General features: G+C 40.8%; 3 protein-coding genes and 1 pseudogene. 3 read left to right on the top strand and 1 reads right to left on the bottom strand.

The window, feature by feature from the left end; genetic code table 11:
• Positions 1–266 precede the first annotated feature (266 nt).
• A complete protein-coding gene (locus tag AACR09_RS17075) occupies positions 267–515 on the top strand; it encodes a type II toxin-antitoxin system Phd/YefM family antitoxin (protein WP_004730320.1) in 249 nt (82 codons plus the stop codon).
• Positions 505–795, top strand: coding sequence for a type II toxin-antitoxin system RelE family toxin (locus AACR09_RS17080; RefSeq protein WP_005377002.1), 291 nt, complete (start codon positions 505–507; stop codon positions 793–795). Before AACR09_RS17075 ends, AACR09_RS17080 begins: the two co-directional genes overlap by 11 nt.
• A gap of 131 nt (positions 796–926) precedes the next feature.
• Here the strand turns inward: AACR09_RS17080 and AACR09_RS17085 are convergent, their stop codons facing one another.
• Positions 927–1,907, bottom strand: coding sequence for a hypothetical protein (locus AACR09_RS17085; protein WP_193835416.1), 981 nt, complete (start codon positions 1,905–1,907; stop codon positions 927–929).
• A gap of 91 nt (positions 1,908–1,998) precedes the next feature.
• Between AACR09_RS17085 and AACR09_RS17090 the strand changes: the two are divergent.
• Positions 1,999–2,482: pseudogene (locus tag AACR09_RS17090) on the top strand (IS110 family transposase); the annotation flags it as partial.

Raw genomic sequence — 2,482 nt, forward strand, 5'->3', positions numbered from 1 at the left:
AATTAATGAATCCCAATATCAATGGGGAATGTTCGAATATCAAAGGCTCACACACAACGCAGGACTAGGGAAATTATGAGGGGATCCGTCAGCGCCTTGCTAAGGTGTGAGTAAAGCAATACCTCAGCCTCCGCATAATACCTTAAACACATAAACCAACGCATAGTAAAAATACCACGTGTTGCGAATCACTCTTAAGCAACTTGTTATACCGCTTGGTTGAGGCTAAAATGACCGAAACAAAGACCACTTAAGAGACCTATTACATGACCACTAGAATTTTAGCTGATGTTGCTGCAAGCATTACTGAGTTGAAAGCTAACCCTATGAAAGTTGCAACTAGTGCTTACGGTGAACCAGTTGCTGTACTGAACCGAAATGAGCCAGCATTTTATTGCGTACCAGCCGAAGCGTACGAAATGATGATGGACAGACTCGAAGATCTTGAACTACTAACTATTGCGAAAGAGCGTGAATCTGAAGAGAGCATTTCGGTAAATATTGATGACCTATAAACTCGACTTTAAAAAGAGTGCACTCAAAGAGTGGAAAAAGCTTGGCTCAACGCTTCAACAACAATTTAAGAAAAAGCTAATCGAGCGCTTAGATAACCCGCATGTTCCGGCTTCAAAACTCTCTGGAGCTGACAACATGTATAAGATTAAGCTGCGCCAATCGGGCTACCGTCTCGTCTACAAAGTTGAAGACGATGTCATCATTGTAACCGTCTTAGCAGTCGGAAAACGCGAACGTAGCGATGTTTACCGTAAAGCTATGAAAAGGTTAGATGATTGATTGCGGTATAGCCCAATTAAGGTGTGAGCCACGCTGCCACTGCACTTAATTTGGACGCCGTAAACACTGAACTAAACCCAAACCAAAAATGCCAAGCGTGGGGAATCATTCTTAAATTGTTTGTTATGAGGCTATATTTCGAGCCCTACAAACTTATGTTCGACGTTGATACCTTTCCAGCCATTACGCATTAGGCATTGTAAGCTACTGATGATAAGTGATATTCCAAAATTGATTGTTTCAAAAATAGCATCATTGGAGTCATCATCCATGATGTGAGATACATTATACCCACCATGGACAAAAGAACTTCGCAAATCATTTAGTTCTCTAAGTTTCCTTTTCAAACGCTTCTGCTGACGCTCTTCTACGCTTAGTAGAAAGTTAACTTTTTCACTTATATCCGTAAATCCACGCCCAGCGTTTGTACCATATATTGCTTCAAGAGCATGAAACACCCAAGGCACAGTACTAATATCATAATCATCCATACGTACCATATGCAAAAGTGAAAAAATCGCTTTCTCAACAGAGGTTGATGCAACAACCTTAGTATCGATTCCTAACGAACGATACCAATCAAAACTAGTTTTGATGCTTACGTACTCTACGAAAGGAATTTTCCGAGTAAATGTATTTTCCAGTGCACATTCGAATGAAAAACTCGAAATCTTTATTGGTGTATATTCGTCATCTTCTTCAAGCTTAGCATTGAAGAAATTGATTAAACCAGGAGCTGCCAAGTTACAAACGATGAAAAGATCTAACAAATATCTGTGGAGGTAAGTTTGAATCTTGCGCTCATCAACCTTTGAATTAACAGATATATTGATCGGGACAGATATCTCTTTCAGGCGCGTCATTTGTTTATACAACATACCGTCGATTACCATATGGAAAGGTCCATCTATATCCTCACTTTCTATAAATATTTCTTCAAGCTGAGTCCAATCCATTGATATCTTGCAACTGATACCCTCCCAAATGAACTCGTCAGTTCGATAAACTTCACATAGTTCCCTGATTGCTGCCAGATCTTTAGAAGAAGTATCACCTTCGACTTCATTGTGCCTTGGAGACCAATTTATCAATAAATTACTACTATATTCCACGATACTTCCTTTGCTTCATAACGAATGACATGGATTCCCCCTACCGAGGATCTGCCACACTTATGTGGTACTTAAATGCATCGAAGGCACTATGTCTGATTATTCTTATTTCTGCGGTATCGACCTAGCTAAAAACCACTTTAGTCTTCATGCTGTAGACCAAAATGGTAAGGTCATACTTCATAAGTCGGTAACTCGCTCTAAACTACTGACTACAATAGCAAATATGCCACTCATGCGTATAGGCGTTGAAGCGTGTGGTGGTGCACATTATTGGGCAAGAACACTCAATAAGCTCGGTCACGACGCCCGTATTATGGCCGTTAAATACGTAATCCCTTATCGAACTAAGGGAAAGAACGACCTTAATGATGCTGTTGCCATATGCGAAGCTGTTCAGCGTCCATCAACTCGCTTTGTACCCGTAAAATCCCCCGAGCAACAAGCCATCTTATCGGTACATAGAATGTTCGTGAACGCACCGCGCTTATGAATCGCATGCGCGCCCTACTCTCTGAGTTCGGGTTAATCATTCCTGTTGGCCGCTCTTCATTAATGAAACACGTTCCCTTAAT

Origin of the sequence: Vibrio sp. OPT20 (genome assembly GCF_963889365.1) — a bacterium.
Taxonomy (GTDB): Bacteria; Pseudomonadota; Gammaproteobacteria; order Enterobacterales; family Vibrionaceae; genus Vibrio; species Vibrio splendidus.

Excerpts from the sequence above, each read along its gene's own strand:
- AACR09_RS17075 (WP_004730320.1), top strand. The coding sequence starts at position 267 with ATGACCACTAGAATTTTAGCTGATGTTGCTGCAAGCATTACTGAGTTG.
- AACR09_RS17080 (WP_005377002.1), top strand. The coding sequence starts at position 505 with ATGACCTATAAACTCGACTTTAAAAAGAGTGCACTCAAAGAGTGGAAA.